The sequence below is a fragment of the Marinobacter pelagius genome, from assembly GCF_003315345.1.
Classification (GTDB): Bacteria; Pseudomonadota; Gammaproteobacteria; order Pseudomonadales; family Oleiphilaceae; genus Marinobacter; species Marinobacter pelagius_A.
This window is the reverse complement of the sequence record NZ_QNRO01000026.1, coordinates 17,044-42,307: the sequence shown is the minus strand read 5'-3', so window position 1 is coordinate 42,307 and position 25,264 is coordinate 17,044. Positions and strand designations below refer to the sequence as shown.

25 protein-coding genes are annotated in these 25,264 nt (G+C 60.2%); 11 read left to right on the top strand and 14 right to left on the bottom strand.

All coding sequences use genetic code 11. From position 1 onward, the window contains the following. Positions 1-7: 7 nt before the first annotated feature. The 4 genes from DET50_RS17250 to DET50_RS17235 form a co-directional block, all read right to left on the bottom strand. Positions 8-988, bottom strand: a complete 981-nt coding sequence (locus DET50_RS17250) for a c-type cytochrome (RefSeq protein WP_113863986.1) — start codon at positions 986-988, stop codon at positions 8-10. 14 nt (positions 989-1,002) lie between these two features. Beyond that, positions 1,003-1,659, bottom strand: coding sequence for a c-type cytochrome (locus DET50_RS17245; protein ID WP_113863985.1), 657 nt, complete (start codon positions 1,657-1,659; stop codon positions 1,003-1,005). A 69-nt stretch (positions 1,660-1,728) separates the two neighbouring features. Beyond that, positions 1,729-3,438 (bottom strand): L,D-transpeptidase family protein, encoded by a 1,710-nt coding sequence (locus tag DET50_RS17240; protein WP_113863984.1) that lies wholly within the window; start codon positions 3,436-3,438, stop codon positions 1,729-1,731. A 9-nt stretch (positions 3,439-3,447) separates the two neighbouring features. Then, complete coding sequence (locus DET50_RS17235) at positions 3,448-4,509, bottom strand: PA0069 family radical SAM protein (RefSeq protein WP_113863983.1); 1,062 nt, start codon at positions 4,507-4,509, stop codon at positions 3,448-3,450. A gap of 119 nt (positions 4,510-4,628) precedes the next feature. On the opposite strand from DET50_RS17235, the gene DET50_RS17230 reads away from it, so the two are divergent. Continuing rightward, positions 4,629-5,405, top strand: coding sequence for a sulfite exporter TauE/SafE family protein (locus DET50_RS17230; RefSeq protein ID WP_113863982.1), 777 nt, complete (start codon positions 4,629-4,631; stop codon positions 5,403-5,405). Between the two features lie 10 nt (positions 5,406-5,415). Here the strand turns inward: DET50_RS17230 and DET50_RS17225 are convergent, their stop codons facing one another. Then, positions 5,416-6,081: an AbiTii domain-containing protein gene (locus tag DET50_RS17225; RefSeq protein WP_113863995.1), complete on the bottom strand. Its 666-nt coding sequence runs from the start codon at positions 6,079-6,081 to the stop codon at positions 5,416-5,418. Between the two features lie 188 nt (positions 6,082-6,269). On the opposite strand from DET50_RS17225, the gene DET50_RS17220 reads away from it, so the two are divergent. After that, positions 6,270-6,926 (top strand): protein-L-isoaspartate(D-aspartate) O-methyltransferase, encoded by a 657-nt coding sequence (locus DET50_RS17220; protein ID WP_113863981.1) that lies wholly within the window; start codon positions 6,270-6,272, stop codon positions 6,924-6,926. Between the two features lie 12 nt (positions 6,927-6,938). Here DET50_RS17220 and DET50_RS17215 read toward each other — a convergent pair whose 3' ends face one another. Together DET50_RS17215 and DET50_RS17210 are read right to left on the bottom strand one after the other, a co-directional pair. Further along, positions 6,939-7,745 carry a DUF1338 domain-containing protein gene (locus tag DET50_RS17215; RefSeq protein ID WP_113863980.1) on the bottom strand — a complete coding sequence of 269 codons (807 nt, stop codon included), beginning with the start codon at positions 7,743-7,745 and terminating at the stop codon, positions 6,939-6,941. After that, positions 7,735-8,859: an arginine N-succinyltransferase gene (locus tag DET50_RS17210; protein WP_113863979.1), complete on the bottom strand. Its 1,125-nt coding sequence runs from the start codon at positions 8,857-8,859 to the stop codon at positions 7,735-7,737. The genes DET50_RS17215 and DET50_RS17210 overlap by 11 nt, the downstream gene beginning before the upstream one ends. A 116-nt stretch (positions 8,860-8,975) precedes the next feature. Here DET50_RS17210 and DET50_RS17205 point away from each other — a divergent pair, with 116 nt between their 5' ends. After that, complete coding sequence (locus DET50_RS17205; protein WP_113863978.1) at positions 8,976-9,404, top strand: Lrp/AsnC family transcriptional regulator; 429 nt, start codon at positions 8,976-8,978, stop codon at positions 9,402-9,404. Positions 9,405-9,769: 365 nt separating this feature from the next. Next, positions 9,770-11,452, top strand: a complete 1,683-nt coding sequence (locus tag DET50_RS17200; RefSeq protein ID WP_113863977.1) for an AMP-binding protein — start codon at positions 9,770-9,772, stop codon at positions 11,450-11,452. Between the two features lie 92 nt (positions 11,453-11,544). On the opposite strand, the gene DET50_RS17195 is transcribed toward DET50_RS17200, so the two are convergent. Beyond that, complete coding sequence (locus tag DET50_RS17195) at positions 11,545-11,739, bottom strand: hypothetical protein (protein WP_113863976.1); 195 nt, start codon at positions 11,737-11,739, stop codon at positions 11,545-11,547. Between the two features lie 130 nt (positions 11,740-11,869). On the opposite strand from DET50_RS17195, the gene DET50_RS17190 reads away from it, so the two are divergent. Then, positions 11,870-12,769: a LysR family transcriptional regulator gene (locus tag DET50_RS17190; protein ID WP_113863975.1), complete on the top strand. Its 900-nt coding sequence runs from the start codon at positions 11,870-11,872 to the stop codon at positions 12,767-12,769. Here the strand turns inward: DET50_RS17190 and DET50_RS17185 are convergent, their stop codons facing one another. After that, entirely contained in the window at positions 12,770-13,498 is a 729-nt protein-coding gene (locus DET50_RS17185) for a transglycosylase SLT domain-containing protein (RefSeq protein WP_473741719.1), read from the bottom strand. Positions 13,499-13,588: 90 nt separating this feature from the next. Here DET50_RS17185 and DET50_RS17180 point away from each other — a divergent pair, with 90 nt between their 5' ends. Beyond that, positions 13,589-14,419 (top strand): DUF2059 domain-containing protein, encoded by an 831-nt coding sequence (locus DET50_RS17180; protein WP_113863973.1) that lies wholly within the window; start codon positions 13,589-13,591, stop codon positions 14,417-14,419. Here the strand turns inward: DET50_RS17180 and DET50_RS17175 are convergent. After that, positions 14,391-15,470 carry an MBL fold metallo-hydrolase gene (locus DET50_RS17175; protein ID WP_113863972.1) on the bottom strand — a complete coding sequence of 360 codons (1,080 nt, stop codon included), beginning with the start codon at positions 15,468-15,470 and terminating at the stop codon, positions 14,391-14,393. The genes DET50_RS17180 and DET50_RS17175 overlap by 29 nt on opposite strands. Positions 15,471-15,567: 97 nt before the next feature. On the opposite strand from DET50_RS17175, the gene DET50_RS17170 reads away from it, so the two are divergent. Next, the gene (locus DET50_RS17170; protein ID WP_113863971.1) at positions 15,568-16,749 is read left to right on the top strand and encodes a M24 family metallopeptidase; all 1,182 of its coding nucleotides are present in this window, start codon (positions 15,568-15,570) and stop codon (positions 16,747-16,749) included. A 12-nt stretch (positions 16,750-16,761) separates the two neighbouring features. Here DET50_RS17170 and DET50_RS17165 read toward each other — a convergent pair whose 3' ends face one another. Together DET50_RS17165 and DET50_RS17160 are read right to left on the bottom strand one after the other, a co-directional pair. Further along, complete coding sequence (locus tag DET50_RS17165) at positions 16,762-17,697, bottom strand: succinyl-CoA synthetase subunit beta (protein ID WP_258546163.1); 936 nt, start codon at positions 17,695-17,697, stop codon at positions 16,762-16,764. A gap of 14 nt (positions 17,698-17,711) precedes the next feature. After that, positions 17,712-17,990: a peptidylprolyl isomerase gene (locus DET50_RS17160; RefSeq protein ID WP_008939100.1), complete on the bottom strand. Its 279-nt coding sequence runs from the start codon at positions 17,988-17,990 to the stop codon at positions 17,712-17,714. Positions 17,991-18,173: 183 nt separating this feature from the next. Here DET50_RS17160 and DET50_RS17155 point away from each other — a divergent pair, with 183 nt between their 5' ends. The 4 genes from DET50_RS17155 (at position 18,174) to DET50_RS17140 (ending at position 22,432) form a co-directional block, all read left to right on the top strand. Further along, complete coding sequence (locus tag DET50_RS17155; RefSeq protein ID WP_113863994.1) at positions 18,174-19,760, top strand: ABC-F family ATPase; 1,587 nt, start codon at positions 18,174-18,176, stop codon at positions 19,758-19,760. Positions 19,761-20,017: 257 nt separating this feature from the next. Beyond that, entirely contained in the window at positions 20,018-20,581 is a 564-nt protein-coding gene (locus DET50_RS17150; RefSeq protein ID WP_113863969.1) for a DUF1415 domain-containing protein, read from the top strand. A 200-nt stretch (positions 20,582-20,781) separates the two neighbouring features. Then, positions 20,782-21,513 carry a polyamine aminopropyltransferase gene (locus DET50_RS17145; RefSeq protein ID WP_113863968.1) on the top strand — a complete coding sequence of 244 codons (732 nt, stop codon included), beginning with the start codon at positions 20,782-20,784 and terminating at the stop codon, positions 21,511-21,513. Between the two features lie 16 nt (positions 21,514-21,529). Continuing rightward, the gene (locus tag DET50_RS17140; protein WP_113863967.1) at positions 21,530-22,432 is read left to right on the top strand and encodes an NAD-dependent protein deacetylase; all 903 of its coding nucleotides are present in this window, start codon (positions 21,530-21,532) and stop codon (positions 22,430-22,432) included. Between the two features lie 118 nt (positions 22,433-22,550). Here DET50_RS17140 and DET50_RS17135 read toward each other — a convergent pair whose 3' ends face one another. Together DET50_RS17135 and DET50_RS17130 are read right to left on the bottom strand one after the other, a co-directional pair. Next, positions 22,551-23,963, bottom strand: a complete 1,413-nt coding sequence (locus DET50_RS17135; protein ID WP_113863966.1) for a sodium-dependent transporter — start codon at positions 23,961-23,963, stop codon at positions 22,551-22,553. A gap of 93 nt (positions 23,964-24,056) precedes the next feature. Continuing rightward, positions 24,057-25,157: a Leu/Phe/Val dehydrogenase gene (locus DET50_RS17130; RefSeq protein ID WP_113863965.1), complete on the bottom strand. Its 1,101-nt coding sequence runs from the start codon at positions 25,155-25,157 to the stop codon at positions 24,057-24,059. Positions 25,158-25,264: the final 107 nt, after the last annotated feature.

Genomic DNA, 25,264 nt, shown 5'->3' with positions numbered 1-25,264 from the left:
GGGGACCTTACTCGAAGGTCCGGGGGCGCAGTGCGTCGGGCTTCAGGAAAGGCTTGTCGCCGGTGTTATCGTGATCGCCCAATAGTTTTCCGTTGACTACTGTTCCATAGTTCGTGTGCTTGTGGAAGTTCAGGAATTTCTCACGGGTCTCTTTCACATCACCGGTATAGCGCGGATCCTGGGGACGCTCCTGGGAGTTGATGTAGTTGGCAACCTGCCAGGCTTCATCGTCGGTCAGTGACCCGGGCTGCCCCAGCGGCATGTTGTTCTTGATGAACGAGGCCGCGGTGAAAATCCGGGTCATGCCTGCACCCCAGTTGTAAGAGCCATCACCCCACAGCGGCGGGAACACAACCTGGCCGTCCTTCTTCTGGCCCTGCCCGTTGTCGCCGTGGCAGACCGCACAATTCTCGGCGTAGACCTGCTTGCCGCGCTCATAGTCCAGCTCGGGCTTCTTGTTGCCAAGGTGGCTGAAACCGCGGCCGCCAATGTTTTTCTCGTAAACCGGTGCGTCCTTGGCGAGCCACTGGTGGTAGGCCATCATGGCCAGCATGTCGTCACTGCCATAGGCAGGGGGCTTGCCATTCATGGAGAACGAGAAACACCCGGCAATCCGCTCTTCCAGCGAGTTCACGTGCTGGTTCTTGCCCCGGAAATCCGGCAGCGTGGTGGCAGCCGGCCAGACCGGGCCGGACCAGTTCATGCGTCCCTCGCCCATGTGGCAGGACTTGCAGTTCAAGTCATTGAACACATACTTGCCACGATACTGCTGGGTGTTCATGAACATGTCCCGGCCCTTGAGGATGACCTTTTTCAGTTCCGGGTGGATGCTGTCATCGTTCTTCAGGTCCTCCACGGTGGGGGCGCTGTGAACGTACTGGCCTTCCTTGAATTCCGGCAGTTTGACCGGCACTTCAGGCTGCGCCAGGGCCACCGGGCTTGCAACCAGCAGGCCGGCGAGCAGGGAAATCGTATGCTTCATTTTCATGGCTCTGCCTCCTGTTATTTCGCGGTTGCACTCTGGCTGCCCAGGTAGGCGGCCACGGCGTTAATCTGTTCCTCGGTCAGGCGCTCCGCAACAGCTGTCATCAGCTGGTTGGGATCGTTGTTGCGCTGGTTGCTCTTCCAGGCATTGAGCTGTGACCGGATGTAATTCGGATGCTGTCCGGCGATGGCCGGGAAGGTGTCGCCAACACCACGGTTGCCGGGGCCGTGGCAGGAGGAGCAGGGCGGAATGTAGTTATCCCAGTCGCCCTGGTTGGCCAGTTTCTCACCGAGGGCGAGTACTTCGTCACTGACATTGGCCGGTGTCGTGGTCTCGGGAATCGGCATGGCGGCATAGTAGGCGGCCAGGTCCCGGATCTGTTGTTCATCGAAGTTGTCGATATTGGGCTGCATCACCGGGCTGACACGCTCGCCACTGTTGTATGCAAGCATCTGCCGGGTCAGGTAGGCGGCATCGAGCCCGGCCAGCCGGGGAAAACCGCCGGCATTGTTGCCGGAACCGTCGGCGCCGTGGCAGGCCAGGCATGGGGCGCCGCTGCCATCACCCTGCGCGGCCAGCTCGGCGCCTCGCTCGGGATCGCCTTCGGCGGCGAAAGCGCCGGTGGCCAGGGCGGTTATGGCGCCCATCAGAATCAGGTGGGAGAGGGTTTTCATTGTTTGTCTCCGTTCATAAAAAAACGCATTAGCATATATCCATAAGTGCTAAAGTCAATCTGACTTTGGTTAATCATTCCCGCCGGTTTTGCGGAAATCTTTTGCGACAACCGGTGTTGGCAGCTGATGGTCCCCGGACACGGACTGGCGCAACTGGGCCAGTAACCTGAAATCGCGGTTGTAGATATCGTCACGGAACTGGATTCGCTGGTCTTCGTCTACCCAGGCTGTCCAGTATTGAATATAGATCGGAATCGGGTCAGGGAGGACGGCGGTGACCGGAGTTTTTTCCTGCAGCAGCCGATCGATCTTCTCGCGGTTCCACTCGGGGGCACCGGCAAGAAGCTGCTCGGCCAGTTCCATCGGTTTTTCCACCCGGATGCAGCCGGAGCTGAAGCTCCGTTCCTGGCGGCCGAACAGGTATTGGCCCGGTGTATCGTGCAGGTAGACCGCGTAGGGATTGGGAAACATGAACTTGACCTGCCCGAGGGCGTTCAGGGGGCCGGGCTCCTGGACCAGTTGATAGGGAAAGTTGTTCCTGGACAGTGAGAACCAGTCGATGAACGCCGGATCGATTTCCTGCCGGTCGGCTCCCCAGCCCTGATAGACGCGGATACCCTGGCGCTCCAGAAATCCGGGATCCCGAATGATCTGTGGCAGCAGGTCCTCGATCATCAGTTTCCGGGGAACGGTCCAGGTCGGGTTGAACACCAGGTACCGGATGCGGTCGGAGAAAACCGGGGTCTGGCGGTAGGGCCGGCCGACAATAACCCTCGATTGCAATGCCTCGCGGCCATCCATTACCAGCTGCAGTCCGAAACCGGCAATATTGACGATCACATAGTCATCACCCAGGGATTGCGGCAGCCAGCGCCAACGCTCCAGGCTGGCGTCGATCTGCCGGATGCGCTCCACCGGCATGAGATTCACGGCGGCGAGCGTTTTCTTGCCGATGATGCCGTCCGGCTCCAGGCCATGCCGGGCCTGGAAATTGGGAATCACCAGGTCCAGGTCCTCGCCGTAGAAGGTCTGGTCGGTGACTGAACTTGCCGGATCAGCCGGGGCCGGGATGTCTCCCAGGGCGGCCAGCCTGCGCCGGATCTCTGGCAGCCGTGGATCCTGATCACCGGGATGAATGGACGGGCCGTCGGCAATTGGCAACCAGGGGTGTCCAAGCAGGGGAGTAAGCTGGTTGCGGGCCTCCATCAATTTGGCATAGGCCCGGTGCGTGGGGCGGAGGCTGTCGAGAGTCGCGGCAATGGTGTTGTTCCGGAGTGCCTCCGCGAGAGAGACCGCCAGGTCCTGGTGTTGTCGGCTGGCACTCCACTCGGCGTGAATGGTCTGCGGGTTCACCTTGCCCTCGAGCAGATGCGATGCCGCCAGCAGGAAGGCGTCGGTAAACAGCAGGTCGATGTCTGCCTGAATCTCCCCTGACAGATCATCCCGCGCGCGCAGGACCAGGTCTGATAAAAGATCTCCGTGATAGTCCACCGGGTTGAGACCGTCGTTGGCGATCTGCCTGATGGCTTCAGCCAGTTCCCGGCGATGGCCCGGGGAGGACCAGGCCAGCTGGAAACCGTGGTTTTCGTAGAATCTGCGCAATGCTTCCCGTGCCAGCAGTGGCTCGCCAAGCACCTGCACCGGCTGCCCGCCTTCGAGCGCTTCAATTCGTTGGACAAGAGGTTCGCTCGGGCCTGCCGCCGTGACAGAAGGCGCCGGTAGCACCAAGATGATCAAGGTTGCCAGGATGGCCAACGCGGTGTGCCAGGATTTACTCATATCCACTCGTTACCATAATGCCATCTGGTCTCCGGCGGGGCGGCGGAACAGATCGGTCCTCAGCGAGCCGTGGTCACGGCCATTGAGTCCGAGCTTGCGCACCTTGTTCCGGAAGCGTTGGCGAATGAGGTCAGAGTAGGGACCCAGACCGGTCATACGATTGCCGAAGGTGCTGTCGTAACTCTTGCCACCCCTGAGATCACGAATCCGGTTCATGACATGCCCGGCCCGGTCGGGGAAATGTCGCTGGAGCCAGTCCTGGAACAGTTCGTCCAGCTCATAGGGTAAACGTAGCATAATCCAGCCGGCCTGTTCGGCTCCGGCGTTGGCCGCGGCCTCCAGAATTGCCTCGATTTCTTGGTCGTTGATAAACGGGATGACGGGGCCGATGATGATCCCGACCGGAATGCCGCTTTCACGGAGCCGTTCAATCATCTTCAGCCGCGTGGCGGGAGCGGCCGTCCGGGGCTCCATCCGGCGTTTCAGGTCATTGCTCAGGGTGGTCAGGCTGATGGTGACCGAACACAGCTGGTCCCGCGCCAGGTCCGCCAGCAGGTCCAAGTCCCGCAGGATCAATGCGCCCTTGGTAATCAGAGAAACCGGATGCCGGTATTCGCACATCACCTTCAGCAGATCGCGGGTGATTTCCCGCTCCCGCTCGATGGGCTGGTAGGCATCGGTATTCATGCCCAGGGCGATGGGGGACACACGGTAACCAAGCTTGTCCAGGGTTTCCCGGAGCCGTGTTGCGGCATTGGGTTTGGCGATCAGCCGGGTTTCGAAATCCAGCCCGGGTGACATGTCCCAGTACGCATGTGAGGGCCGGGCGAAGCAGTAGATGCACGCATGCTCACAGCCCCGGTAGGGGTTGATGGACTGCTCAAACGGGATGTCCGGGGAGCTGTTGCGGCTGATGATGGATCTGACTGTCTCATCCATGACCTCCGTCGCCATGGAATCCGGGCAGGTGTCATCCTCCGGGTCCCGGTACCAGCCGTCGTCGTGGTCACGGTCGGTGGTGATGGGCTGGAAGCGGTTGTGCGGATTCAGGCTGGTGCCCCGGGTTTTCATAGTCTCACCAATACTGTTTATGTATACAGTATTGTTGATGCTACTACCCCTGTATCCTTCCCGGCAAGCAGAATCCGGCAGTTCGACTGCCGGCCTGATGTCTGAATGCCGAGGAACCCATGTCTGATCTTACGCTGGTCCAGTACGCCCTGATTGGCCTGATATTCGTTTGGAGCGGGTTCGTTCGCTCGGGCCTGGGGTTTGGTGGCGCGGTCCTTTCCCTGCCGTTTCTCCTGCTGGTCTACGACGAGCCGCTGGTGTTTCTGCCGATCATTGCGGTGCACTTGCTGGTGTTTTCATCCCTGACCATCTGGATGAACAACCGGAAGAACCGAAGCCGGGAGAATCCGGTGGAAGGTGGCACGGTGGACTGGCCTTACCTGTGGCGGATTCTTGGCATCATGATCGTGCCCAAGCTGATCGGGGTGTTCGGTTTGATCACCATGCCGGGTAACGTGTTGAGCGCGATCATCTTTGTGATTGTGGCCCTGTATTCGGTTTCCTACATCATCAACAAGCCGTTCCGCAGCGGAAGCAAGACCGTGGATGCAATTTTCCTGATGGTGGGGGGCTATATCAGCGGCACATCCCTGATCGGGGCACCGCTGATCATCGCCGTTGCCGCGCAGCACGTGGTGAAGGAAAAGCTCAGGGATACCCTGTTCGCACTCTGGTTCATCCTGGTGCTGATCAAGATGGCCGCGTTCGTCTGGGCCGATGTGGATCTGCAACTCATCCACCACCTGTGGTTACTGCCCTGTGCCGCAGTCGGCCATGTGATCGGGCTTTATGTGCACGACCGCATGCTCAGGGCAGAAACCCCGGTTTTCTTCCGGGTGCTGGGGGTGGTCCTGCTGGTGGTCAGCAGTGTTGGTATGTTCAGTGTGCTGGGCTGAGGGAATCCCCTCAGCCAGCGCGACCGAAGACCTTCTCGAGAAAACCGACGGAGCGGACATCCGGAATCGGCAGGTTATCCACCTCGTCGATGGCCTTGCGCCAGAAAGCTTCGGGATCGTCCAGGTGGGCGACCTTGGCCCGCTCTTCCTTGCTGTAGTGATTGTGCTCGCCTTCAATGCCTTCGGCCATCAGCGCCCGGGTGTACAGGTAGATGGCAGCGCGAATGGTGCGCAGCACGCGACAGTAGACATCCCGGCTGAGGTTGATGGCCAGCTCCGCGGACAGGTTGATCTGCTTTTGCAGGGCAACCATGGCCTCTTTTTCCAGCGGAACCCGGTTGCCATCGCCTTTCTTGCAGTTCAGGCACACCTTTTCCAGCGACTTGACGCCGTCGGTCAGATCCATGTGGCCGTATTCAGCTTTCTGGTCTTCCTCCAGTGGCGCAGGAATCCAGCCATACTGGGGCGAGCGGGCAACGATGTGCCCGGGCAGGTCCCGTCGGAAGGGCGGAGCGGACGCGAGGTCCTGATAGCCATCGAATTCCGTGCGCAGCCAGGCTGCAACCTCGCGATGCCGCAGCATCATGGCAAGGGTGATGGCTGATTGCACGATATCCTCGACCAGTTCACTGGAATCCTGGGTCCGTTCCTCCAGGTGATTGACGGATGCAGACATGTTTTCCTCCCCGGCAATGGCCATTCGGGGTGGTCTGTTCCATTGCCGTGTTTTTGTTGTTGTTGATGCGACTTACGATTGTCGAAACCGCAAGTTCTGAACTAAAACGTATACACGGGATCCGGCTTTCGCCGTTGTAAAAAGGTTATAGCTTGTAACCGACGGTAAGTGGCCGGGGAGGTCTGGAAATGAAAGCAGAAGACAGATTTACATCACGCAGGGAATCCATGGTGGATTACCAGATCATCAGCCGGGGCATTGATGATCCCCTGGTGGTGGAAGCCATGCGCCGGGTACACCGGGAAGCCTTCGTGCCGGAGAGCCTCCGGGACGCCGCCTACGAGGATGGTCCCCTGCCGATCGGGGCCGGCCAGACCATCTCCCAACCCTATATTGTCGCTCTGATGGTCGATGCCCTGGAGCTTCGGGGTGGTGAGCGGGTGCTGGATATCGGTACCGGATCGGGCTATGCGGCGGCTGTACTGGCTTGCATTGCCGCCGAAGTGTTCGGTATCGAGCGGATTCCGGAGCTTGCGGAGCAGGCCCGGAAGAATCTGGCGGCGGAAAATTTCGACAATGTCCGGGTGCGCTGCGGAGACGGCACACTGGGCTGGCCGGAGGAGGCCCCGTTTGACGGCATCACCGTCGCCGCCGGAGCTCCCGCCGTACCGGACGCCCTCAAGCATCAGCTGGCGGTGGGCGGGCACCTGGTGATTCCGGTGGGCTCGGAACACATCTCCCAGACTCTGATACGGGTGACCCGGGTGTCGGAGGATGAATTCAGGACCGAAAACCTTGGCGGAGTGCGGTTCGTACCCCTGCTCGGGGAGCAGGGGTGGTCCTGAAGGGTTCCCGGTTCAGCTACCGGCGTGGGTGCTCTCGAAGATCTTGTCCGCCGAGGCCGCGACGAAGCCGGTGTACAGTTCTCCATCGGGTTTGGGGTAACGCAGGGCGAACTCGTAGAAACAGCTTGGAATGACCTCTTCCCGGTCCGAGAACCGCACCGCGACCCGGTCCGCCATGGTGGATGACTGTTCCAGCAAATCCTTTGGCGACCCTTTCACCTCGCCGCCACTGCTGTTGACGGTGAAGCCGTTATCCTTCAGCAGCTGGTTCATTTCGGCGACGCTGTGAATGCTGTCCAGGTCATTGATGCTGACCGTGAAGTGATTGGCGCGGTAACCCCAGGCCGCCATCCAGGCGGCGTATTCGCTCTCTTCCAGCAATTCCCGGTAGGTGTCACGGCTTACCTGCCAGTGCCGGCCGGAATACAGGAAATTGTCGGCGGTGGTGCTGTCAGGATCGACCTGGTCCACCAGCTTACCCACGATCTGCTGAAGCCCGGGCGAGCACTGGTCCACCAGCAGCTCCGAGATGAACACCTTGGGCGCGTGCTTGTCCGGATGTTCGAAATGCCGGGCGTAGAGCTTCTTGGCCTCGAAGTGGTACTCCCCGCAAGCCTCGTAACCGAGATTCAGGAAATGCCTTGCCAGAGTGTCCAGCCCAACCGGATCAAGATTGAAGGTGCGCAGTGCGATATGGTCATTGACCACCGGCCTTGGTTCCCGCTCGGCCAGAAGCCGGTGAATCCGCTCTGCAGATGGGGTGACGGTCCGGTAGTTCTCCCAGAGTTCACGGAACAGGGTCTGGTAATCAGTGTGCATAGTGTCTATCTCCTTGTTCGTCCGCAGGGATGGCCGCCGGGTGTGCCGGTTGTTTCCCGGAGTCCGCCTGAGCGTGATTGAGGGGCAGTAGCCATACGGCTGCCTGTTCATTGATGCCGAGCCGGTCACCAAGTTGGCGCGGCAGGGTAACCGCGGCGCCGTCCGGATCGATCCATGCCCGATCGGTCACCGTCGCCCGGAAATCCTTTGTGCCGGTGGTGGCAACAATCACCGGTTGTGCGGTCTGGTCCAGCTGTCCCGGCCTGCCAGCGTCAGCGAACCGGGCAGTGCATTGGATTGAACGCCGTGCGCTGGCAATATCCCCCAGGCCACATTCCACCGTCGGCCCGGCATCAAACAGGTCAATAAAACCGCGGTGGCGAAAACCTTCGGCCTCCAGCATTCGCAGGGCCGGGCGGGTGTGGGGGTGAACCTTGCCGATCACTGCTCGGGCCTCGTCGCTCATCAGGTGCGTGTACAGCGGTGCCGCCGGCATCAGCTCCTCGATGAAATCAGTGTAGCCGGAGCCCACCAGACTGGTGGCTGAGGTGAATTCCATATCAACAAAGTGTTGCCGCAACCAGTTCCAGAAGGGCGACTGCCCGGCGTGGTCGGAGACGCCGCGCATTTCAGCGATGACGGTATCGGCAAAACGTTCCGGGTGTTGCGCCATGAACAGGAACCGGACCCGTGACAATAGCTTGCCGGCATTGGCCCTGCGGTATTCCGGGCGAAGATAGAGCGAGCAGATTTCCGTGTGGCCGTTGTAATGGCTGCAGCGGGTCAGGGTCTCCACCTGACGGCGCAGTCCCAGATCCCGGGAATGATGGACCACCGTGTTGTGATGGAAGTGATGCAGGGGCCGTGTATGGCCGGTGCGGGCCTCGATGCCGGTGGTGCCCATGATGGCACCGGTTTCCTCGTCTTCCAGGACAAACAGGTAGTGCTCATCCCCCGGTGTCTCGATCTCCCGGCAGAAACTGGCGCTGGCATGGTCGATTTTCCGGGCCAGTGCGTCCCGGTCCGGCATCAGGGAGGTGAAACCGGGGCCGGACTCATCGGCGATTCGGTAGAGGGTATCGAGGTCTGTTGCTGCAACCGGTCTGATGATCATGGCGAATCTTCCCTGTTGTTTTGGTGCCAGTATGGGGAAGAGTGTTGCCGGTTTGCAGTTTCAATATGATCGAAGTGATCTACAATAATGGCAAAACGCCATATAGAGTTAACAGAATGATTAATTCTCAGGATCAGAAGCTGCTCATGCTGCTCCGGCGGGACGCCAGAACCAGCATTACCGACCTGGCCAGATCACTTGATGTGTCCCGCTCAACGGTCCAGAACCGACTGGCACGGCTCGAGAAGGCGGGCATTATCCGGGGCTATTCGGTGGAACTGGGCGGGGAGTACCTGGCCAACCAGGTTGAGGCACACGTATCAATCAAGGTGATCCAGAAGCTTACGGCACGAACCAACATGGCCCTGGAAGACATCAGCCAGGTTGTGCAGCTGTTCTCGGTCAGCGGCGAGTATGACCTGATTGCCATCGTCCAGGCTCAGTCCCTGGAGGAGCTGAGCAAGGTCCTTGATGATATCGGGAATCTCGAGGGCGTGGAGCGCACCAACTCAGCGGTGGTGCTGGAGACCCGATTCAGGCGCTAGTACGGATTGCTGGTGTCAGCTGCCCAGCAGGCCCGCATAGGCGCAATAGAAAAAGGCCGCAGAGCCAATGAGGATCACACCCCAGGCGGGGAAGATCAGAGCCGAGCGAGTCGATGTTTTCATAGTCATCTCCAGACATTGATGCGACTGCTTGTTGGATACGCTGTAACTCTCACTGTAGACCAGTCTTGATTAATGTCACGGTTTATTTTTTGAACAACTTCTCAGGGCGGACGAATTGGCCAACCGGGACGTTCTTTATTGCTATTGAGGCCAAGGCAAGGTCCGCTACTATGCAGGTAGAGTCATAACAACAATAAAGCACCGCGCAACACCGGCTGAACAATAACAATCAGGAGTTACGAATGGCGGTAGATCCTCGCAAGCAGACCTCGCTGCACTGTCTCTATTACTGGGCGGAGCAAACCCCCGATAACGTCTATCTCACCCAGCCCTATCCCGATGGCCGCGTGGAAGATATCACCTGGAAGCAGGCGGTCGATCAGGTTTCCCGGATGGCCGGTTATCTGATGAGCCTGGACCTGCCGGACCGGAGCAACATCGGACTGCTGGGCAAGAACAGTGCCTACTGGATCCTGGCGGACCTGGCGATCTGGGCAGCCGGTCATGTCAGTGTGCCGCTTTACCCGACTCTCAACGGGGAAACCGCGGCCTATATCCTGGAGCACAGCGAGGCCAGGCTGCTATTCCTGGGCAAGATGGATGGCACTGCCGACGGCTGGAACGATATCAAGGGCAGCCTGCCTGCCGATCTTCCGATTATTTCCCTGCCGCTGTCGCCCCGGGATGACACGCCGAAGTGGCTTCAGATCATTGCCGAACAGGAGCCCGCCGAACCCCGGATACCCGACCCGGATGACCTGGCCACGATTGTCTACACCTCCGGTTCCACCGGTCGTCCGAAGGGTGTCATGCACAGTTTCCGGAACATGATTTCCGTGGCGGACGGTCTGCAGCAACTGTTCCCGGTCAGTTCCGAGGAGCGCATGTTGTCGTACCTGCCCCTGGCCCATGTGGCGGAGCGGGCGGCGGTGGAGACCCAGTCCCTGTATTTCGGCTTCCATCTCTATTTCGCCAACTCCCTGGATACTTTCCAGGAAGACCTGCAGCGGGCCAGGCCAACGCTGTTTTTCTCGGTGCCCCGCCTGTGGATGAAGTTCTACCTGGGCGTGAATGCCAAGTTGCCGCCGAAAAAGCAGAAGCTGTTGTTCAACATCCCGATCCTGAACTCGATGGTGAAGAAAAAGGTGCTCCGGCAACTGGGCCTGGACCACTGTCGTGCTGCACTCACCGGCGCCGCCCCCCTGTCCGCAGAGATCGTCTCCTGGTACCGCAACCTGGGCCTGGAGCTGCTGGAGGTGTACGGAATGTCGGAGAACTTCGGGTATTCCCATGCCAACCGCCCGGGCCAGGCCAGGGCCGGGTATGTGGGCATGGCCAACCCCGGGGTTGAACACCGGATCGGTGAGGGCGGCGAAGTTCAGGTCCGGAGTCCGGGCCAGATGCTCGGTTATTACAAGAATGAGGAGAAGACGCGGGAGGACCTTACCGACGATGGCTTCCTGAAGACTGGCGACATGGGTGAAATTGACAACCAGGGGTTTCTGCGGATCACCGGCAGGGTCAAGGATCTGTTCAAGACCTCGAAAGGCAAATACGTGGTGCCGGTGCCGATCGAGAACCGCTTCAATCACCCTCAGGCCGAGGTGGTCTGTGTGGCCGGAGCCAATCAGCCGCAGCCCTGCCTGATGATGCTGTTATCCGAGGAAGCACGGGATCAGCTGGAACGGGGTGCCGACCGCTCACAGCTCGAGCAGGAGCTGGCGGCGGAGCTGGACGCCGTAAATGCGGCCTGCGAGGCCCATGAAAAGGTCGCCTTTGTGGTGGTCGTGAAGGAGCCCTGGACCATGGAAAACGGCATGCTCACGCCCACCATGAAGATCAAGCGCAATGTGATCGAGGACTTCTATAACAACAGGATGGAAGACTGGTTTGCGCGCAACAGCAAGGTGGTCTGGGAGTTCTGATTACTTTTCTTCGAGCCAACAAAAAAACGCCGGCGATTGCTCGCCGGCGTTTTTCTTTGGGCTGTTCTCTGACCTGAATCACCTGTAGTGAATCAGTGTCCACCCTGAACCTGAGGCATATCCTGAGCCACAACCGCAGCCTTGCGGTTGAAAATGCGCACCTTGCGACTGATAAACTGCGCCGCCTGCTTTACTGCAGTACGGGTATACTGGCGCCTGACCTCAGCACTATTGTGGAGGATACTGGACGGCAGCGGGTTTACGGTTGCGATATGGTTCTGAGTCATAGCGCCTTCCTCCTTTTCATCGGGTGGATTGATTAGCGATCTACCTTTAATTTACAGACTATTCTAAGGATTCTTTTTTGCAGCTTGAATACGTTAAACTCCGTATCCGCGTTGCAAATATGCAGTGATTATGGACTGGGATTATCTTCGATATATTAGGGCTCTTGCAATAGGCGGAACGCTTGCAAAGGCCGGTGAATTGCTGGGTGTGCACCAAACCACTGTTCTGAGACGACTCGATCAGATGGAAGAGTCTCTGGGTGTGCAGTTTTTTGAACGCAATCAGAACGGATTGCAGCTGACGCCTGTGGGAGAGATGGCCTTCCGGGAGGCCGAAAGACTGGCCACGGACATGGAAAACCTGGAGCGCAAACTGGTTGGCGGAGATTCTGCACCAGTGGGTAAGGTCCGGATCGCGGCCGAAGACATGATGCTGAACGAGCTGCTCAGCCCGATCCTGGCGGAACTGGTCCGGGAGTTTCCGGATATCGAGCTGGAAGTGCTCACCGACAACGACGTGGCCAACCTCTCGCACCGGGAAGCGGATCTCACCCTCCGGCCGGAAAACAAGCCCCAGGCCACGCTGGAAGGGGAGCGCATTGCCGCTGTTGAATCCGCGGTCTACGGTTCCGCCCGCTATTGCCGGCGCAACCGGGATATGGACATCGATAACCGGCCGGAGGACTGCCTCTGGATCATCCCGGACGAGACCTTCAGTCAGTTGGCGACCGGACGCTGGTACCGCAAGCACCTCAAGAATGTCACCTCGGTGATCCGCTGCAACAGCCTGCAGTCCATGGCCGCCCTGGCCAGGGCCGGCGCCGGGCTGGCTGTGTTGCCCTGTTTTGTCGGTGAGAGCGCCAAAGAGCTGCGGAGGTTATCGGATCCGCTGGAGGGTGAAAGCGTGGATCTGTGGTTACACGTCAACCAGGATACCCAGCAGATGGCCCGGGTACGCATCGTCATGGAATTCATGGTGGATCGGCTGCGGGCGCTGGAATCGGCGATCGAGATCAGCACCACCTTCTGATCAAGGCTCCGCCTGGCAGAAGGGCCAGAACTGGTACCAGCGCCAGCACTGGAACTCCTGTTCGCACTGCTGCAGCTGGTTATGGTAGCGGAACGCCCGACTGCGGACCCGGGCAGCGAGTGCCTGGATCTCCGGCTTCTGGTCATAGGTTCTGCGGGTATAGCCGCCGCGACCTTCGTGGTAGGCCAGGTAGAGCTCCCGGGGAGCAGTGAAGGGAATACCCAGGTGTTCATGGCTCAGGCGGTTGTACCAGCCCACGAAATCCAGTGCGTATGCCATGTCCGAGCGCACGGTCAGCCAGCCGCCATCGTTGGCTGCCAGATATTCCCGCCAGGCCGGGTCCAGCGCCTGGGCGTAGCCGAAGGCGGTGGTGGGCCGGGTCCATGGGATCAGCCCCCAGAGCAGGGTCCGCGGCGGCCGGGCATGACTGCGGAACGAGGATTCGTAGTACACGAAGGCCATCTGTGTGGCGATGGGCGTTCCCCATTTTTCCTGGGAGGCACGGGCGTAGTCGTACCAGACGGTGTGTTCCCGGAAAATCTCGCACAGGTTGTCCGGGTTGGCGGGCGGATCCGGGGCCAGCAGGCTGAACCGGAGGGTAGCCCACACGCCCATCAGCAAGCCCAGAACCGGTAATCCATACCACTTTGCCCGCGCACGCCACACATTAAGGCGCTTGCCGCGGCGCTGTCTGCGCCGGGGGCGTGGTTTGCGCGATTTCCCTACCAAACTGTCATCTCCCGCGGCTCTGAATGGCTTGCTGAGGGGCCTGCGGCCGTGTCATAAACGGCGGTATTCCCAACCCAGGATAATAGTGAAATGAGACTTGGCACCCTAGTTAAACCTCTTTTAGTCGTAACGCTGCTGGCGGGCGGGATGGCCCATGGCGCCCCGAGCGCCCAACAGGTGCTGGCGGCGTCCCCCATTGACGACATTGTTGCCCAATACCCGGCGATGATGAGCCAGGGGATTCGCGAGGGCATGAAGCGCAGTGGCCAGGTACCGCCGATGGTGGCGGAAACCCTGGGGAGTATTGTCAGCAGCAGTTTCCGGGCCGAGGACATCGAACGCCGGATCATCGCCGACCTGGACGAGAACCTCTCGGATGCACAGTTGGAAGCGGTGCGTGACTGGTATGAGACACCCGTGGCGCGGAAGATAGCCGAAGTGGAAATCGCCGCATCGGCCCCCGACAGCTGGCAGCAGGTTCGGGCACAGGCCCCGGCCCTGAATGAAAAGTACCAGGGTACCGAAAGGGCCCGCATGTTTGACCGGTTTGATCGCGCATCCCGTGCCACCGAAAGCGCCGTGGACACGTCCATTGCGGTTCAGCTGGGTATGGCGACAGCGATGGCCGCACTGAGCACCGACTCCGTGCACTACGAGCAATTGCGCCAGCGTATCGAGGGACAGCGGAGCATGCTGCGCGGCATGATGGAACAGCAGGTCTACGACAGTTATCTGTATACCTACCGCAACATCAGCACCCAGGAACTTGACCTGTATCTGGACTTCCTCGAAAGCGACGCCGGCTCGGCATTTTCCCGCGTGGTTACCAACAGTATCCAGCAGGCCATAACCGAACCGGTGGAAAGCGTGGGCAAGCAGATGTCCCGCTTCCTCAGTCCGGAATCACCAGGCGGTCAGTAAACTCCCCGAGTTCCCGGTAAACGGCCTCCCGTTTGCGTTCATAACGGTGGGAAAAATGGAACGCGATCAATTGCCGGACCTGTGCCTCATTGGCAATCCGGGCGCAGGCCCGGGTAGTGAGGTGGTGGGTCCGGTGGGCCTGGGCCTCGTCCGCGTTCATGAATGAAGCCTCGCAGAACAGGGTGTGGGCGCCGTGTGCCAGGGCGGTCATTTTCTCCATGTTTTCCGGGGTATCCGCGAAGTCTGTGCCATAGACCACCTTGTCTCCGGGTGCCTGGATCAGCAGCTGTCGGGCCAGATCCTCCGCCCGCCAGGCGCAGGAGGCATCCGGTGAAATCAGCTCGTCAGGCCGTTTGCGCAACACCGCCATTTTCAGATCGTGTAGCCAGGATCCCGGTTGCAAACCCATCGCGTTCAGACGGTCGCTGCGCACCTGCAGCTTGCCAAAGGGCTCCCAAGCGTAAGCCAGAACCGGGGTGCCATGGTCCAGCAAGGCCGCACGCACCTGGAATTCCGGCTCCCGGTAAAGCACACCGTCGGGCGTGGGCGCATCTTCCAGGGGCGTGGGTGTCGATTCACCCGCGGTGATTTTCCATCGTTTGAGATGGTCCCCGTGCCACTCGTGTACCACAAATCGGGGGCCCCGATCCTCGACCCGGTCCCACAGGATGCCGCTGATCATGCCGGTGATGTGCTGCATCAGCCCGGGCGGTCCGAACAACCGGCAGGGTGGAAAGTGGCCTATGCGGCTGCGCAGGAACCACATGAATCCGCCGATGTGGTCAGCGTGGCAATGGCTGATAAAGACATCACTGACCTGGTGGGCGGAGCGCAGGGGCATACGGCCGGTATCGCCCAGGTCAAACAGCAGGCTCCTGGATTCATGCAGCAGTCGCAACTGCAACAGCGGGTCGCCGCCCACGCCGTTGACCAGGGAGGCCACCACCGGCCCAACTCGAACCGCCACCTGCGGGTCTTTGGCCACGCTGGTCAGGGCGCCCAGCTCAACGCTGACCTGTACCGCTCCGCTGGGCTGTCTTTTGCAGTCCATATCTGCTCCCGGTAATTGAATTTTCCGGTGTGTGAAATTTGTACAAAGCGCGATTTCGGTCCACTCTCCCTAGTATATGCGAGTGAGGAGAGTCGCTATGGATTTCAATGCCTATCAGAAAGCCTTGTCCTCGCAACTCAGGGGGTTGGAGTGCCCATTTACCGAAAAGGAATTTGACCAGCGGCTGGCCCGTGTCCGGGATCGCATGGCCCGGGAAGACTTCGGGGCGCTGCTGCTGACCGATCCTTCCGATATCTTCTACCTGACCGGTTATAGCACCTTCGAAGTGTCCGTCCATGTCGCCCTGGTGGTCACCCAGGAAGATCTCCTGTTGCAGGTGCCCTCCATCGAAATGGGGCCGGCCATGGTCACCACCCGGGTTGCCCGGGTCAGTGGTTACCGCTGGGAAGGCATCGGCGAAGTGCTGGAACCGCTCATGCAGATCCTCAACGACGGTGTTGAAACCGTCGGTATCGATGCCTGGCACGGCTCCCTGCGCCAGGGAGTGCTGGAAGGACTCAAGGCACGGATGCCCGGTGTCCGGTTCCTCAACAACGGCGGTCTGCTGAAAAAGATTCGGATCGTGAAGTCGCAGGCCGAGATCGGCTTGCTGCGCGAAAGTGCCCGGATAACCGCCGAGGGGCTGGAAGCGGCAGTGGCGGCGGTGCGCCCCGGTGTCACCGATAATGACATCGCCGCGGTAGGGGCCCGGGCCCTGCTGGAAGCCGGCAGTGAATTCATGAGCATGCAGCCGATTGTCACCACCGGGCGGCGCAGCAGCGTGATTCACTGCAACCACAAGCGCACGGTGATCCAGGAAGGGGATCCGGTATTCCTCGAATTCGGGTCCGCCTGGCAGCGCTACACGGCACCCATGATGCGGACCATTGTGGCCGGCGCGCGGCCCTCCTCTGAAATGGAGCGGGTCCACGACGGCTGTCGACGCATTGTGGACACGCTGCTGAATTCGATTCGCCCCGGCGTCACCTTTGATCAGGCCGCCCATGACGCCGAACGGGCGCTCCAGCCGCTGGCCGACAAGGTGTTTTTCTCCGGGGTATTCGGCTATACGGTCGGTGCCCAGTTCCCGCCCTCCTGGGTTGCAGGCTCGGGTTTCATCGCCAGGGGCGGCAACATGGAATTCCGCGCGGGCATGGTTTTCCACCTGCCCATCTGCCTGCGCATTCCCAACCAGTGGGGCATTGGCTGTAGCGAGACCATCCTGGTCACGGACGATGGTGCGGAGCCGATCACCCGCAACCCCTGGACCCTTGGCTAGCTGCCCGTTTGGTCAGTTCAGCCTCAGATCCGAAAGAAAAACGGTTCGGGGCGCCGGCAAGCGTACGGCGAAAAGCCCCAGTCTCCGTACGTTGGTCATATCCATGAGCCTGCTCGCCGGCGCGTTTCTGACGTCATCGAGGTTGATAGTGAAGGTATTGGCGCCGGGGTCCAGGACCAGTCGCGTGTTGAAACGATCGCCGTAGGCATTGTCGCCGCGGTCATGGGCCAAATCGTTGATCCTGAGCGTAAGCGTTAGCGGTTCCTGCCCGGGATTGAACAGCATGAGGGTCAGCTGCTCGTAGCCGCGCCAGTCGGCAGGCAGATTATTCAGGGATATTCCGGAGTAGGTTTCCGTGCCCAGTTCAATCATTAGGCTTTGGGGGTGGTTCGAGGTGTGTTCATCGGATGGAACCGCATTGCCGCTCCAGTAGGGGGCGGGATCCTTTTGCCGGAAATCATAGAGTAGAGGAAGTTGTTGGTGGACCTGCCATTGCCGGGCGGCGACTGCGCCTGTGCTGCCAAGTTCGCACAGCAGTAACAGTGCGGTGACTGTCGGGAGGACCCAGGAACGCGCATCGGCGCGGGTGCTGCGGGAAACGACCGGTCGCCAGGAAAGTACCAGCCAGACCCCCAGCAGATTCCTCAGAATGTCGTGCCCGTCAGCCTGCCGATCCGTTCCGGACTGCAGCCACTCGATCAGGATACCCAGCAACAGGACTGCAGCGGTGGCGGCCAGCCAGAGTCGCCAGCCTGTGAGCCATTGCCAGGGTTTTAACGCGTACGTCAGAAGTGCAAAGAGGCCGATATGGCCGAGGTTCCAGACGGACCGGTAAAAAGGCCCTGAGGCCCAGTCCGGTCCGCCGATAAACAACAGTGGTGCCACCCCGACAGCGCCCGCAAAGGCCAGCATTCGCATCCGCTGGCCATTGAAGGCGCTTTCCGGCATGGTGCCAGACCCCATCAGCTGCGGCTGGTGACTTCCAGCAGGTGGTAGCCGAACTGGGTCTTGATCGGTCCGATCACGGTATTCAGTTCGCTGTTGAAGACCGCCTTGTCAAACTCGGGCACCATCTGGCCCGGGCCGAAAGAGCCCAGGTCGCCGCCGTTACGGCCGGAAGGGCAGGAGGAGTGCTGCTTTGCCACTTCGGCAAAATCCTGGCCGCCTTCGATGGCTTTCTTCAGTTCTTCACATTTTGCTTCGCTGTCCACCAGAATGTGGCGTGCGGTTGCTTGTGCCATGATCAGTTTCCTGTGTCAGGATTAATGGGTACGTCAGAACGGGAATGCTGCCCGCACAGTCCGCCGGAGGCAAGCGCTTTTTATCCGTGTTTCTGCGGCCTCACAGTCCTGGTGGCAAACCTGTACAATGCCGGGTTTCTCTTTGCCGGCGCCCTGCCGGCCCCACATCGACAGGTTTCTTTCTTGATCTCCACCGCCAATATCACCATGCAGTTCGGGGCAAAGCCCCTGTTTGAAAACGTTTCCGCCAAATTCGGTAACGGCAACCGCTACGGCCTGATCGGAGCCAATGGCTGCGGCAAGTCCACCCTGATGAAGATCCTCGGTGGCGACCTTGAGCCCTCGGCCGGCCAGGTCATGCTGGAGCCCAACATCCGGCTCGGTAAGCTGCGCCAGGACCAGTTTGCGTATGAAGATTGCACTGTGATGGACACCGTGATCATGGGCCATGAGGAGCTGTGGAACGTCAAGAAGGAACGTGACCGCATTTACTCCCTGGCGGAAATGAGCGAGGAAGACGGCATGGCCGTGGCGGATCTGGAAATCCAGTTCGCCGAAATGGACGGCTACACCGCCGAGTCCCGCGCCGGTGAACTGCTGCTGGGCCTGGACATCCCCCTGGAACAGCACAATGGCCCCATGAGCGCCCTGTCACCGGGCTGGAAACTACGGGTCCTGCTGGCCCAGGCGCTGTTTTCCGACCCGGACGTGCTGTTGCTGGACGAGCCCACCAACCACCTGGACATCAACACCATCCGCTGGCTGGAAAACATCCTGGTGGCCCGCAACAGCACCATGATCATCATCTCCCACGACCGCCATTTCCTGAACAGCGTATGCACCCACATGGCGGACCTGGACTACGGCGAACTGCGCCTGTTCCCGGGCAACTACGACGAATACATGACCGCCGCCACCCAGGCCCGCGAGCGGATGATGGCGGACAACGCCAAGAAAAAGGCGCAGATTGCCGAACTCCAGCAGTTCGTCAGCCGCTTCTCTGCCAACGCCTCCAAGGCCAAGCAGGCCACCTCCCGCGCCCGCCAGATCGACAAGATCCAGCTGGAAGAGGTGAAGCCCTCAAGCCGTGTCAGCCCGTTTATCCGTTTCGAACAGGGCAAGAAACTGCATCGCCAGGCGGTAACCCTGAACAAGCTGACCAAGGGTTTCGATGAAAAGCCGCTGTTCGAGAAGCTGGACCTGCAGATCGAGGCCGGCGAGCGGGTCGCCATCATCGGCCCCAACGGCATCGGCAAGACCACGCTGCTGCAATGCCTGGCCGGCGCCTACACACCGGACAGCGGTGAGGTCAAGTGGACCGACAGCGCAGAAGTAGGCTACTTCGCCCAGGACCATACGGCGGACTTCGCCGAAGACGATACCCTGACCGACTGGATGGCCCAGTGGACCAAGGGCGGTGAGCAGCTGGTGCGCGGTACCCTGGGGCGCATGCTGTTTTCCGGCGACGACATTGGCAAATCGGTGCGGGTGATTTCCGGTGGTGAGCAGGGCCGGATGCTGTTCGGCAAGCTGATTCTGCAGAAGCCCAATGTGATGCTGATGGACGAGCCGACGAACCACCTGGACATGGAGTCCATCGAGGCGCTGAACCTGGCGCTGGAGAACTATCCGGGTACACTGATTTTCGTCAGCCACGATCGGGAGTTTGTTTCTTCGTTGGCTACGCGGATTATTGAGATGAAGTCTGATGGGGTTACCGATTTCAGTGGGACCTATGATGATTATCTTCGGAGTCAGGGGTACCTGTAAGATTTAGGCTTTGGGTGCTGGCGCCCGTGTGGGCCTGGCTTTCCAAAACACGCTCCTTCGGCACCCCTCCGGGGTCCGGCCAGCAATCACAGATTGCTGTCGTTCGGCTGTCGCATGAAGCTTCGCTTCATAAACGCTCGGCCTCACCCCTGTGACGCTTGGGCTCCGCCATCCATGGCTCCGCACAGTTTTGGAAAGCCAGGCCCACACGGCCGCTCCAATCTGTGAGTAGCCGCAATCGTAAAGAGGAAAAGAAATTGGGTGAGCCCGAGATTATTAACGCAACCCGAAAATGGGTAGAAGACGTCGTCGTCGGGTATAACCTGTGCCCGTTCGCCAAACGGGAACTGGCCCGGAACCGGGTGCGGTTTGTGGTGTCGGAAGCCGAGACCGAAGACGATTTGCTGCACGCCCTGCATTCCGAACTCCAGCGTCTGGACGATGAACCGGAGATCGAAACCACGTTGTTGATCCATCCGAATGTATTGCAGGACTTTGGCCCCTACAATGAATTTCTCGACGCGGCCGACGGTCTTTTGGCTTACCTGGAAATGGAAGGCGTTTACCAGATCGCCAGTTTCCATCCGGACTACCAGTTTGAAGGCACCGAGCCGGATGCAGCAGAGAATTACACCAATCGGTCTCCGTTCCCGATGCTGCATCTGTTGCGCGAAGCCAGCCTGGAAGCCGCGATTGGCAGTTATCCGGATGTGGAAGGAATTCCTGACCGAAACATCGAGTTGATGGGAAAGTTGGGAGCCCAAAAGATGCGGGAAATCCTCGCGAATTGCCTGAAGAACCCGTTGGGTACAGGGGAATAGAGTCAGGAGCCGGTGGGCAGGGCTTTCCAAAACTGTGCGGAGCCATGGATGGCGGAGCTCAAGCGTCACAGGGACGTGCCGAAGGAGCGGGTTTTGGAAAGCCCTGCCCACCGGCGATTGCACGGACTTTCAGGCTAGGAGTCGCAAACTCCCAAGCTTGAACGGTCCCAGAGCCAGATCAACCGGAAGAGTCGAAACAAATGGGACTGCTTTTCGAACAAATAGACAGCCAACCCTCGGTAATCGGCGAGATCACCCTACGAAGGCGTCGGATTCCCGCCATTGGTGACCGTGACATCTACGAGGTGAAACTGGGCGAGGAATTCCTCATGTCCAGCATGTTCGTGGACGCCGAAGTAGCCCTCTCCGACCTGGGACTGAACGCAACAAAAGGCGACAACCTGAGTGTTGTGGTTGGTGGCCTAGGGCTTGGGTACACCGCCGTAGCCGCACTGAAACACGAACGGGTGAGCGAAATGCTGGTTGTGGAGTACCTCGAGCCGGTCATCCGCTGGCACCAGCAGGAACTCGTGCCGCTGGGCAAGGAACTGAACGCCGATCCTCGCGCCCGTTATATCCACGGCAGCTTCTTCGACCTCGCCGTAGCCGATCCCGAAACCGGCGGCTTTGACCCCGATGCCCCGGGCAAGCAGTTCGACGCCATCCTCCTGGACATCGACCACTCCCCCCGGGCACTGCTCCACGATTCCAGCGCCAGCTTCTACACCGTCGAAAATATCGGTCTCATGGCCCGGCAGCTCAAGCCTGGCGGCATCTTCGCCATGTGGTCAAACGAAGGTGAGGACGACGAATTCATGGCCGTGCTGCGGGACGGGTTCATCGATGTTGCCTGTCACGTCGTAAAGTTTTACAACCCGTTTCAGAACCGGGAATCGTTCAACACCGTGTACGTTGCCCGAAAGCCGGGCTGACCGAGCCGGAGTTTCCATGCCAGTGACCACCCATCGCACACGCCCCTTCAGTGCCAGCCAGCGCTTGCCGGACACTGACCGGCCGCTGGCAAACCACGATCCGGAAGAGGCCGGCGAGCTGCTGGCGGGTTTCGTTCGTCGCCATCCCAGGCTCATAATTTTGACTGGTGCCGGAGTCAGTACCGACTCCGGCATCCCGGATTACCGGGACGGCGACGGTGCCTGGAAGCGCAAGCAGCCGGTGCAGCACCAGGACTTCATGGAAAGCTTCCGTACGCGCCAGCGCTATTGGGGCCGCAGTCTCATCGGCTGGCCGGTGATGCGTAATGCCACGCCCAACCCCTCGCACTTCTATATTGCCGACCTGGAGCTGCTCAATCACAGCAACCTGGTGGTGACCCAGAACGTGGATCGCCTGCACCAGAAAGCGGGATCCCGCGCCGTGCTCGACCTCCATGGGCGGGCCGATGAAGTCCTGTGTATGAGCTGCGGCTATCGCTGCCCACGGGATGAAGTGCATGAGCGTTGTGCCGATCTGAATCCCGGGTTCCGGAAGTACACCGCCACCACCGCGCCGGATGGCGATGCTGATCTGGAAGTGGATTTCTCGGACTTCCGCCCGGCGGACTGCCCGAAGTGCAGCGGGATTCTCAAACCGGATGTGGTGTTCTTCGGGGACTTTGTGCCGAAACAGCGGGTTACGTCGGCCCTGGATATGCTCAAGGCCAGCGATGGCTTGCTGGTGATCGGCTCGTCGCTGATGGTTTATTCCGGATTCCGGTTCTGCCGATACGGGAAGGAATGGGGTAAGCCCATGGCGACGCTAAACCTGGGCTGCACGCGGGCCGAGGAGCTGGTGGACCTGAAGCTGAACGCCCGCATCGGGGAGACGCTGGCTGCAGCACTCCGGCAGCTCTGAGGAAAACGGGGTCAGATGAAAGCCTTCATCTGACCCCTTTTTCATCCACGGAAATCTGCAGTTAACTCCGGGGTCTGAAGAAAGCCTTCTTCTGACCCCTACTTCACCCATCGCAGCATCAAACCAGGTTATAGATAAACACCACAGCGACAGCCACCGGTGTAACAAACCGCAGAGTCCCGAACCACAGGCTGAACGCCGGTCCTGACAGCGACAGCTCATTCTCCATCGCCTGCTTCGACATCACCCAGCCAGCGAACAGGGCAACCAGCAGGCCGCCCAGAGGCAGCAGGATGTTGGCGGTGAAGAAGTCCAGCAGGTCAAAGATGGTCTTGCCTTCGAGCATCGGGATGAAGCTCAGCGGCGCCACGTCCGACCACAGGTTCAGGGACAGGATCGAGGCAATACCCAGCGCCCAGCACACCACGCCTGCACCGAGGGTGCTCACGGTGCGGTTCATGCCTTTCTGCTCTTCCAGCCATTCCACAATCGGCTCCAGCAGGGAGATGCCGGAGGTCCAGGCGGCGAAGATCAGCAGCACGAAAAACAGGGTGCCGAAAAAGCTGCCCATGGGCATCTGGCCGAAAGCCAGCGGCAGGGTCTGGAAGATCAGGCCCGGGCCGGCACCCGGCTCGAGGCCATTGGCAAACACGATCGGGAAGATGGCCAGGCCGGCCAGCAGCGCCACGCCGGTATCAATGATGGAGACGGTGATGGAGGTCTTGGCAATGGAGATTTTCTTCGGCAGGTAGGAGCCATAGGCCATCATCACGGCCATACCGAGGCTCAGGGTGAAGAACGCGTGGCCCAGGGCTACCAGCACGCCGGAGGTGGTCAGCTTGGAGAAGTCCGGCTGGAACAGGAAGGTGACCGCCTTGCCGAAGGAGCCGGAGGTCATGGCATAACCCACCACGATCAGCAGCAGGATAAACAGGCCGGGCATCAGGATGCTGACAGCGCGCTCAAGGCCGGAGCGAACGCCTCGGGCAACCACCACCATGACCAGTGCCATGAATACGGTGTGCCACAATAGCAGGGTGAGCGGATCGCTCAGCAGGCCGGAAAAGATCGCGCCGATGGCATCCGCCGACTGGCCGGCGAGCTGGCCGCTGGCGGCGGTGCCGACATAGGAGACCGCCCAGCCGCCAATCACCGAGTAGAACGACAGGATCAGGAAGCCCGCCAGGACTCCCACGGCGCCCACCAGTTTCCAGGCCGGATGGAGCTTGTCGCGCTGGGCAATCAGGTGCAGGCTGTTGACCGGGCTCTTGCCACCACGCCGGCCGATCATTACCTCGGCCATCATGATGGGAATACCCACCACGGCAATACACGCCAGGTACATGATCACGAACGCGCCACCGCCGTTCTCGCCGGTGATGTAGGGGAACTTCCAGATATTACCGAGCCCCACGGCGGAACCGGTTGCCGCCAGGATGAAGGCGAGCCTCGATGACCAGAGCCCGCGCTTGGCGTTGGAACCCTCAAGAGCCTCCGAATAGGTGGCTGATCCTGATGAAGTGACAGACATGACTATCTCCTGTGGTACTTGTTTTTGTGTCAGGGCGAAAAAGGAGAGCCGCAGAAGACTGCGGCCCCCAAGGGGGATAGCACCGGTGTCAGGTCAACCGGTGCGAGCCAACCGCGAAGGCGCCAGCCCGGCACCCGCGGTATGTTTGCGGAACCGCTCTTCGGCCAGTTCGTTGGCGATCTCCCCGGTGGGAAGGCCGGAACGGTCGGAACGGTTGAAGATTTCGGTCAGGGTGTCTCCGATAGTGTCCACGTGGGCGCGGACTTTCTCGGGGGTGGCGCCGGTGCGCTCGTAGAATACGTCGATGATTCCGCCGGCGTTGATGGCGAAATCCGGCGCATATAGGATGCCGCGCTCTTTGAGCATCGCGTCGTGTTCGGGACGGTCCAGAAGGTTGTTGGCGGCCCCGGCAACGACGCCGGCCCGGATTTCGGGAATGCTGCGGTCATTCAGAACGGCACCCATGGCACAGGGGGCTACCACGTCCACAGGCAGGAACAGAATGTCTTCGGCGGTGGCCGGCTTCGCGCCCAACTGCTCCACCGCACGGCGCATGTTGTCCTCATGGATGTCGTAGACCCAGAGCTCGGCGCCGGCCTCCTTCAGGTGCCCGGCCAGGCGAAAACCGACGTTGCCGATGCCCTGGATGGCGACCTTCAGGCCGTTGAGATCGTTTCGTCCCAGCTTATGGCGCACCGCGGCCTTGAGGCCGATAAAGGTGCCGTAGGCCGTAGCCGGGGAGGGGTCACCGTTGCTGGGGTTGCCGTCAAACCCGGTGCGGGTGGCAATGCCGGCCACATGGCGGGTGTGGCGCCCCATTACTTTCAGGTCGGGTACGCTGGTGCCGGAGTCCTCAGCGGCGATGTACTGGCCACCCAGGCTCTCAAGGTGCCGACCCATGGCTTCCAGCAGGGCCTCAGTCTTGTGCCTGCGGGAATCGCCGATGATCACCGACTTGCCGCCGCCCAGGTCCAGGTTGGCCAGGGCCGACTTGTAGGTCATGCCACGGGACAGTCGCAGAACGTCGCGAAGCGCTTCTTCGTCGGTGGCATAGGGGAACATGCGACAACCACCAAGGGCGGGGCCCCGGGAGGTGTTATGGATAGCGATGATGGATTTGAGTCCGGTTTCCGGGTCACAGAAAAAGGACAGGTGTTCGTGGTTATCGAACTCCGGATGGGTAAACACGTTCATGGTGAAATCCTCTCCCACCTGGCCGGATCGCGGCGGTAGGTCTGTCTTGTTCTTGTCATTCCGGCTTGTGACCGGAAGTTTGATTTTATGTGCCCATGCCCGATGGA

Bases quoted from the DNA above. Each gene is read 5' to 3' on its own strand.
- DET50_RS17250 (WP_113863986.1), bottom strand. From the start codon at position 988: ATGAAAATGAAGCATACGATTTCCCTGCTCGCCGGCCTGCTGGTTGCA.
- DET50_RS17245 (WP_113863985.1), bottom strand. From the start codon at position 1,659: ATGAAAACCCTCTCCCACCTGATTCTGATGGGCGCCATAACCGCCCTG.
- DET50_RS17240 (WP_113863984.1), bottom strand. From the start codon at position 3,438: ATGAGTAAATCCTGGCACACCGCGTTGGCCATCCTGGCAACCTTGATC.
- DET50_RS17235 (WP_113863983.1), bottom strand. From the start codon at position 4,509: ATGAAAACCCGGGGCACCAGCCTGAATCCGCACAACCGCTTCCAGCCC.
- DET50_RS17230 (WP_113863982.1), top strand. From the start codon at position 4,629: ATGTCTGATCTTACGCTGGTCCAGTACGCCCTGATTGGCCTGATATTC.
- DET50_RS17225 (WP_113863995.1), bottom strand. From the start codon at position 6,081: ATGTCTGCATCCGTCAATCACCTGGAGGAACGGACCCAGGATTCCAGT.
- DET50_RS17220 (WP_113863981.1), top strand. From the start codon at position 6,270: ATGAAAGCAGAAGACAGATTTACATCACGCAGGGAATCCATGGTGGAT.
- DET50_RS17215 (WP_113863980.1), bottom strand. From the start codon at position 7,745: ATGCACACTGATTACCAGACCCTGTTCCGTGAACTCTGGGAGAACTAC.
- DET50_RS17210 (WP_113863979.1), bottom strand. From the start codon at position 8,859: ATGATCATCAGACCGGTTGCAGCAACAGACCTCGATACCCTCTACCGA.
- DET50_RS17205 (WP_113863978.1), top strand. From the start codon at position 8,976: ATGATTAATTCTCAGGATCAGAAGCTGCTCATGCTGCTCCGGCGGGAC.
- DET50_RS17200 (WP_113863977.1), top strand. From the start codon at position 9,770: ATGGCGGTAGATCCTCGCAAGCAGACCTCGCTGCACTGTCTCTATTAC.
- DET50_RS17195 (WP_113863976.1), bottom strand. From the start codon at position 11,739: ATGACTCAGAACCATATCGCAACCGTAAACCCGCTGCCGTCCAGTATC.
- DET50_RS17190 (WP_113863975.1), top strand. From the start codon at position 11,870: ATGGACTGGGATTATCTTCGATATATTAGGGCTCTTGCAATAGGCGGA.
- DET50_RS17180 (WP_113863973.1), top strand. From the start codon at position 13,589: ATGAGACTTGGCACCCTAGTTAAACCTCTTTTAGTCGTAACGCTGCTG.
- DET50_RS17175 (WP_113863972.1), bottom strand. From the start codon at position 15,470: ATGGACTGCAAAAGACAGCCCAGCGGAGCGGTACAGGTCAGCGTTGAG.
- DET50_RS17170 (WP_113863971.1), top strand. From the start codon at position 15,568: ATGGATTTCAATGCCTATCAGAAAGCCTTGTCCTCGCAACTCAGGGGG.
- DET50_RS17165 (WP_258546163.1), bottom strand. From the start codon at position 17,697: ATGCCGGAAAGCGCCTTCAATGGCCAGCGGATGCGAATGCTGGCCTTT.
- DET50_RS17160 (WP_008939100.1), bottom strand. From the start codon at position 17,990: ATGGCACAAGCAACCGCACGCCACATTCTGGTGGACAGCGAAGCAAAA.
- DET50_RS17145 (WP_113863968.1), top strand. From the start codon at position 20,782: ATGGGACTGCTTTTCGAACAAATAGACAGCCAACCCTCGGTAATCGGC.
- DET50_RS17140 (WP_113863967.1), top strand. From the start codon at position 21,530: ATGCCAGTGACCACCCATCGCACACGCCCCTTCAGTGCCAGCCAGCGC.
- DET50_RS17135 (WP_113863966.1), bottom strand. From the start codon at position 23,963: ATGTCTGTCACTTCATCAGGATCAGCCACCTATTCGGAGGCTCTTGAG.
- DET50_RS17130 (WP_113863965.1), bottom strand. From the start codon at position 25,157: ATGAACGTGTTTACCCATCCGGAGTTCGATAACCACGAACACCTGTCC.